Below are 7,571 nucleotides of genomic sequence, written 5' to 3' on the forward strand. Positions count from 1 at the left end.
ATGCACCGATGGAATATTGAACAGGCGTTTAGATTCGCCAAAACTGAGCTAGCTATTGAATCTCCAAGGTTATGGTTTTTCGAGAATACCCTCAAATTATTAGCCATTGTCACGCTCATTTACGACTTCTTGATGAAACTCATCAGGAATTGGCCATCTATTATCAAGATAATCATCAATCAATTTGCTCATAGAACAGGAAATCGGTGCCAAAATGCTTTGACACCGATTTATCGATTGAGAACTGCCATCCAAAACATGCTATGGTGCTACTTCGCACAACAAAATTCGGGATGACTCATGTTTGAAGAAAAGTTTATAGACTGTTTATTCTACTGTCATCAAACGATATTCGGTTGTTGACGTTTGGTTTTCAAGAGAGACTGTTTTTGAAATAGTGTCTTTACCGTCAGTTACTTCGATAGTATATTGACCATCTTTTGCTTCACTAAAGTCAAAACGACCGTGGTAATTGCTTTTGTATTTGGCGATATGCTCACGGTTTACGATGCGACCTTCTTTGTCTTTTACCAAAATTGTAACGGCTTTTCCTTCCAATTTATCCACTGTTACGTGAAGATCCAAAGTACCTGCGCCACGGTAAGTTCCGATAGCAAAAGATTTTTTATTGTTGTTGGTAGCGTTGTCGTCACCGTTAGTTGGGTTTGCCAAAATACTACTTGCTGAGATAGCTACTAATGCGATAATGTTGAATAAAGTTTTCATGATCTTAAGAAGTTTAAAGAGTTAATATTTTAAATATTGTTGTTATTTCGTCTTGTTTGATGATTCAAAGTTAGGCTGAGTTTTTAGGATTCTTTCTTGAAAAACTATAATCGGGTGAATCAATAGATAAACGGTTGATATAAAAAACGGCGCAAAAGTGCCTTCTGGCGAGCGGTTGAGGGTCGTGATGAGTGGTAGTCGAAAAAGCGCAATTTTCGGGTTGGAATCGCTACTAAGGATGTTTTATCTTTGTTTCGTTAGTTTATTTTACTTCATATTGTATGACAACGCCAGAACCAACCGCTTACAGTCGTATTGCTCAGGCCATCGACTATATCCAAGAGCATTACCAACAACAACCTAGCTTAGAAGAAATTGCCGAGCAGGTACACCTGAGTCCATTTCATTTTCAGCGCTTGTTTACGGAGTGGGCAGGAGTGAGCCCCAAAAAGTTTTTACAATATATTAGCTTGGGACATGCCAAATCCGTTTTGCAACAAAATGCGTCTTTGATGGATGCAGTTGAGGCGGCTGGACTATCAGGAAGCGGGCGTTTGCATGATTTGTTTATCAATATAGAAGGAATGACTCCAGGAGAGTTTAAAAATGGGGGTCAAAATTTAGCGATTCAATATACGGTCGAAAATACCCCTTTTGGAGAAGTTTTTGTAGCGTCGACGCCACAGGGAATTTGTCAGATGACCTTTATCGATACTGAACCTAATTCTTTAGAAAGGTTAAAAAAGAGTTTTCCCAATGCCAATATCGCAGAAGGGAAAAATACAACTCAGGAAAATGCGCTTAAGATTTTTACAGAAGACTGGTCAAATATTGCTCAAGTAAAATTACACTTAAAAGGTACTGACTTTCAATTGAAGGTCTGGGAATCACTTTTACATATTCCGATGGGGCAACTTTGTACCTATGGGACAATTGCCCAACAGATACAAAAACCTAGCGCCGCTAGAGCCGTTGGAACTGCCATAGGAAGCAACCCCATTGCCTACCTTATCCCTTGTCACCGCGTAATTCAACAATCAGGAAAATTGGGTGGCTATATGTGGGGCGAAACTCGCAAATCGGCTATTATTGGCTGGGAAGCTTCAAAGCAAGAATTGAGTCATCTCTAATTTATGATTAATGTCTCGTTCAAGACTTGGTCTTGGACTTAGTTTTTAAACAGTTTAAAACTGTTTTCATAAAATTCGGGATGACTCATAATATTTAGGCATCTTTAAGCTTTTTTATTATGGCTTTACTAAAATGAGGAATTGCTATTTCTGGCTCTTGGATTTCGGGATGCCAACGCTTTTCCCATTCAAAACTATAATACTCTTGATAATTTCCTTTTTTCAAAAGTTGTAAAACCTCTTGTACGGGCGTTGTTCCTTCGCCAAACAATACATATTTTTCTTTCCCATTTTCCGTAATGGCATCTTTCAAATGCACGTGTTTGATATATGGCGCTAATTGGGCATATACTTCAGAAGGACTTTCTTTGGTAACCGACCACATATTATAAAAGTCCCAAATCAAACCTACTTGTGGATGATTTGCTGTTTGGATTACGTGTAAAATATCGGCAACATATACAAGTTGTCCATGTGTTTCGAGCAATACTTTTACGGAAGTATTTTTGGCATATTCTCCCAAAGAGACCAAGTTCTCAATCATGGCTTGAAGCGTTTGCTCGCGGCTTTGCTCTTTCGGAAAATCATTCGGAAATACTCGAATGTAAGGACAGTTTAAAGTAGCCGCCAAATCGATAAATCTCTTTGCCTCGTCCAGATTGCTTTTTCGTTTTGTTGCATCTGCCCAATGTAAATTGGTTGATGAACCCAAATCAACAATAGAGATACCAGCTTTTTTGCAGAGCTTAAGCGTATTTTGAATATTGCTTGGACTATTGAACAATGGCGAAACCGTCAAATCCATATCCTTTTGAATACCTCGCAATTCTATGCCTTGATAGCCATTTTGTACAGCTGATTCGAGTATTTTTTCAAAAGACCATTCTGGACAACCTAAAGTAGAAAATGCTAATTTGGGCACATACTTCTTTTGTGCTATGACTTGCTGAACTCCTAAAATGGTCAAGAGACCTGCACTTGAATGTTTAAGAAAATGACGTCTTTTCATTGATAAAGAGTTTAATGTATTTTTTGCCTAATGCATACCGCCTAGAACCTACCGCCAACTCACAATTTCAAGGCTTTTAACTGTTTTACAGCATAGTCTGCTGCGCGTGCTGTAAGTGCCATATAAGTCAAGGATGGGTTTTGTGTGGCGGTAGAAGTCATACAAGCACCATCGGTAACAAATACATTTTTACAATGGTGCATTTGATTCCAAGCATTGAGCATGGAGGTTTTGGCATCTTTACCCATACGAATACCACCCATTTCATGATTTTCGTTACCTGGTAAGCGTTGTGTATCAATGAGTTTGATATTGGTAAAACCTGCTTTACGATACATTTCACCTAATTGCTCATGAAAATCTTTCAGCATTTTATCGTCGTTATCATCAAAAGGAACAGATGCTCTCAGTTGAGGAATACCATATTTATCTTTTAATATTGAATCGAGTCTGACTGTACTTTCATGTTTAGGAATGGTTTCGCCCATCATGTGCGAGCCAATCGACCAAGGTCCTAATTGTTGTTGATTCAGATGTGATTTGAGCGATTCGCCTAGCTCGTTGGGAAAATCCTGCATGGGCGAGCGAGAAGCAGTAAAACCAGCCGCATAACCTCGAAGGAAATCCGTTTCTTGTTTATAAACATTTCGGAAACGAGGAATATAGCTAATATTGGGACGACGCCCGTCGGTGGTCGAATCCAGCATACCATCGTACTCGGCAGAAATACGCCCGCGACTTGTGTGAAAAGCTATATATCGTCCTAAGATATCGTTGTCATTACCCAAGCCATTGGGAAAACGATGTGAGGTAGAATTCAACAAAATCATATTACTGTTGAGTGTAGAAGCATTCACAAAAATGATTTTAGCATAAAATTCAATCATTTCTTTGGTGTTAGCATCTACGACTCTCACGCCTGTAGCCTTGCCTTTTTGCTCATCATATATAATAGAATGTACCACCGAATGCGGTCGAAGCGTCATTTTACCTGTTTTCTCAGCCCAAGGCAAAGTAGAAGAATTACTACTAAAATATCCCCCATAAGGACAACCTCTTTCGCATATCACACGGTTTTGGCATTTGGCTCTACCTTGTTGAAGATGGATAGGCTTTGGCTCAGTAATATGTGCTGCACGCCCAATAATCACATGGCGATTGGTGTAATTTTGTGATACAACCTGTTTGAAATGTTTTTCAACACAAGACATTTCATGTGGTGGTAAAAATTCTCCATCGGGCAAATAGTCGAGACCATCTTTGTTTCCTGTAATACCCGCAAACTTTTCCACATAACTATACCAAGGTGCTAAATCTTTGTAGCGTATCGGCCAGTCTGTGGCAAAACCATCGCGAGCGGGGCCTTCAAAGTCAAAATCACTCCAGCGCTGGGTTTGTCGTGCCCAAAGCAACGAACGTCCGCCCACTTGATAGCCTCGTATCCAAGAATAAGGCTTATCTTGAATATAAGGTTGCTCGTCGTCACGAACCAAAAAATGCAGGGTACTTTCGCTAAAAATATAGTGGTTGCTGGCAATCTGATAATCTTTTTTGATTTCTTGAGGCACTGTACCAAGATGTTCAAACTCCCAAGGATTTTTGAGCGTAGTCGGATAATCGACTACGTGTTTGACGTCACGCCCGCGCTCGAGCACAAGTGTTTTTAAGCCTTTTTGGGTAAGTTCTTTGGCTGCCCAACCGCCACTTATACCCGAACCAATAACGATGGCATCGAAAGTGCGTTCTTTTATAGAATCAATATTAAAATAGCTCATAAATCCAAAGTGATACGTTTTTGAGTATAAATTATTGGTCAATGATTTTCTTGATAACAAAAGCCAAAACTTCCTGATTTTTACCGCTCTGTATGTCCTTTGCTGTAGGGTCTAGCAAACGAGAATTGTTTTTGGGCTTTAGTAATTTGGAGACTATGAACTGCATTTCGTAATTTGGCGTTAGAATTTTATCTCAAACCATCCTCAACACTCGATTCGAAATTTTACTATATGAATGCTGAATTTTTGATTACCCGTCCCGATAGTACCGAAAGATTGTTTAGTATTGGAGAGAGTAATCAAGCTCTTTTTTCGATACTTACAAGATTACCCTATTTTACGGTAGTGTATCTTCAGGAAGGTTCTGTTGAGTTGAAGGCAGACTTATCAATCTATCACGTATCAGCGCCTGCGGTACTATTCTTTAGTCCTTTTCAGCCTTTTTTGATTAAAAAAAGTGAGGAGAATATTCCTATGAAGGTACTGCATTTTCATCCTGATTTTTTTTGTATTCTCAAGCATCAAAAAGAAGTATCGTGCAATGGCGTTTTGTTCAATAATCTTTTTGCCCCTCCATTTGTAGAAATTACCCCTGAGCAAAGTACAGTATTAGAAAGTGTATTTAAGCAAATGCAAGACGAATCAAGTCATGAAGAGTTAGCTCAAAATGACCTGCTTTTATCTTATTTGAAAATATTTTTGATTCATACTACTCGTTACAAAGCCCAAAATCAAGCTCAGGTAGAAGACCAAATTGCGCAGAATAGTAATCCAGATCATTCGATTTTGCAAAAATACAAAACGATGATAGAGGAGTTTTTTGTCAAAGAGCATTCACCCAGTATTTATGCCGACAAGTTGAATGTGAGTTTGAAAACATTGGGAAAATTGACCAAGAAATATTTTGACAGAACACCCTCAGATTTGATACAAGAAAGATTAATGATGGAGGCCAAACGGGAATTGTATTTAACAGACAAATCCGTAAAAGAAATTGCCTATCTGTTGGGATTTGAGGATGAATTTTATTTTTCCAGACTATTCAAAAAAATACCGATACCTCTCCTATCAACTACAGGAAGGCAGTAGGAGAGGACCAAGCTAAGGTTAAACATATAGAATATTCGTCATCAAAATAGGAGGGAAGCAACAAAAAATGACTCCTAATTTTGGCTAATAATTCTGGTAAATCAATTTTCAAACTCAAAACTTGCCCTTCTTAGCACTGCGCACCTATTTGTATATTCTAACTCAAATTAATTTTTGATTACGCCCTTCTTCTGTTACGCCATGTAACAAATACTCCCGCCTATTCAACAAATGCGCCCATTCATGCAGGAAGTTCCCATATATATATAATAAGTATATTTTCTTTACCTCCATAACTCAAAGAATAGGAAGGTCTACTTCAAATTTCATTGTTATGTATTAACCTAAGTAGATACAATTCCTTGCAGATAAATATGATTAAACTTCGACAGTTTCAATTTATTGGTGTATTTCTTTTAACCCTGTTATGGAGCTTACAAATAAGTCTTCCATCATTTTCTCAAGCCCCAAGCTGTACACCAGCTTCTATCACAACCGAACCTGTCTTGGCGAATGTTTGTCAAGGCGACGAAGTAACTTTTGATATAGAAGCATCAGGAGATATAACAGGATATCAATGGTATCGTAATAATGTTGCAATCACTGGAGCTACATCGGCTTCTTACACCCTTACGGCTCAATCATCAAATAATGGTGATAAGTTTAAAGTCGTTGTATTGAGTGAATGCGGTAATGATACCAGTGAAGAGGTAACTTTGACAGTTACTAGTCTACCAAGTATTTCTGTCCATCCTGTTGGCGCTACCAAATGTGTAGGCGAAACCTATACCTTTAGTATTACTGCTAGTAATGCGGGAGGGTATCAGTGGATATTGAATAATGGCGATATCTCTGGTGCAACTAACGCTAGCTATAATATTGCCAGTATTTGTAATGTATGTGACGCTGGAGCTTATAAGGTTGAAGTATTCGGAACAGGTGCTTGTGCTAGTCAAAGCGTAACAAGTAATTCTGCCGACTTAGTGGTAAAAATTCCAGTAGACATTACTAATGATCCCGAAACTCAAACGGTATGCGAAGGTACTGCTGTAACTTTTAGCGTAACTGCTACAGGAGATATTACGGGGTATCAATGGTATAAAAATGGACAGATACTAGCAGGCGCAACTTCATCGACTTATGGCATCACTGCCCAAAGCTCGATGAACGGTGATAAATATTCAGTCGTAGTAAAAGGAACTTGCGGAGATCAAACCAGTACTGAAGCGACTTTAAATGTTAATGCTAAACCAAGCATTTCTATCAATCCTGTTGGCGCTACCAAATGTGTAGGCGAAACTTATACCTTTAGTGTTACTGCTAGTAATGCGGGAGGGTATCAGTGGATATTGAATAATGAAGATATTGTAGGAGCTAATAGCGCTACTTATAATATCGCAAGTATTTGTGATGTATGTGATGAAGGTTCCTACAAAGTTGAGGTGTCGGGTACTGGTGCTTGTGCTAGTCAAAGCGTAACAAGTAATGCTGCCGACTTAGTGGTAAAAATTCCAGTAGACATTACAGATGATCCCGAAACTCAAACAGTATGCGAAGGTACTGCTGTAACTTTTAGCGTAACTGCTACAGGCGACATTACGGGGTATCAATGGTATAAAAATGGGCAAATCCTTACTGGCGCAACTGCATCGACGTATGGCATCACTGCCCAAACCTCGATGAATGGTGATAAATATTCAGTCGTAGTAAAAGGAACTTGTGGAGATCAAACCAGTACTGAAGCTACTTTAAATGTTAATGCTAAACCAAGCATTTCTATCAATCCTGTTGGCGCTACCAAATGTGTAGGCGAAACTTATACCTTTAGTGTTACTGCTAGTA

The 7,571-nt window shown here is 38.8% G+C and carries 5 protein-coding genes and 2 pseudogenes; 4 read left to right on the forward strand and 3 right to left on the reverse strand.

Annotation, left to right across the window (positions count from 1 at the left end; translation table 11 throughout):
• Positions 1-297, forward strand: a pseudogene (locus BWI92_RS27530) (hypothetical protein); the annotation flags it as partial.
• 30 nt (positions 298-327) lie between these two features.
• Here the strand turns inward: BWI92_RS27530 and BWI92_RS26095 are convergent.
• The gene (locus BWI92_RS26095) at positions 328-726 is read right to left on the reverse strand and encodes a hypothetical protein (RefSeq protein ID WP_095168549.1); all 399 of its coding nucleotides are present in this window, start codon (positions 724-726) and stop codon (positions 328-330) included.
• Between the two features lie 281 nt (positions 727-1,007).
• Between BWI92_RS26095 and BWI92_RS26100 the strand changes: the two genes are divergently transcribed.
• Positions 1,008-1,856 (forward strand): bifunctional transcriptional activator/DNA repair enzyme AdaA, encoded by an 849-nt coding sequence (locus BWI92_RS26100; protein WP_095168552.1) that lies wholly within the window; start codon positions 1,008-1,010, stop codon positions 1,854-1,856.
• 94 nt (positions 1,857-1,950) lie between these two features.
• Here the strand turns inward: BWI92_RS26100 and BWI92_RS26105 are convergent, their stop codons facing one another.
• Both BWI92_RS26105 and BWI92_RS26110 read right to left on the reverse strand, forming a co-directional pair.
• The gene (locus tag BWI92_RS26105) at positions 1,951-2,865 is read right to left on the reverse strand and encodes a sugar phosphate isomerase/epimerase (protein ID WP_095168554.1); all 915 of its coding nucleotides are present in this window, start codon (positions 2,863-2,865) and stop codon (positions 1,951-1,953) included.
• A gap of 59 nt (positions 2,866-2,924) precedes the next feature.
• Complete coding sequence (locus BWI92_RS26110; protein WP_095168557.1) at positions 2,925-4,640, reverse strand: GMC oxidoreductase; 1,716 nt, start codon at positions 4,638-4,640, stop codon at positions 2,925-2,927.
• A gap of 231 nt (positions 4,641-4,871) precedes the next feature.
• Here BWI92_RS26110 and BWI92_RS26115 point away from each other — a divergent pair, with 231 nt between their 5' ends.
• Both BWI92_RS26115 and BWI92_RS26120 read left to right on the forward strand, forming a co-directional pair.
• Complete coding sequence (locus BWI92_RS26115; protein WP_095168559.1) at positions 4,872-5,729, forward strand: helix-turn-helix domain-containing protein; 858 nt, start codon at positions 4,872-4,874, stop codon at positions 5,727-5,729.
• Positions 5,730-6,103: 374 nt separating this feature from the next.
• Positions 6,104-7,571: pseudogene (locus BWI92_RS26120) on the forward strand (hypothetical protein); the annotation flags it as partial.

This window comes from Flectobacillus sp. BAB-3569 (genome assembly GCF_002270355.1).
Lineage (GTDB): Bacteria > Bacteroidota > Bacteroidia > Cytophagales > Spirosomataceae > Flectobacillus > Flectobacillus roseus.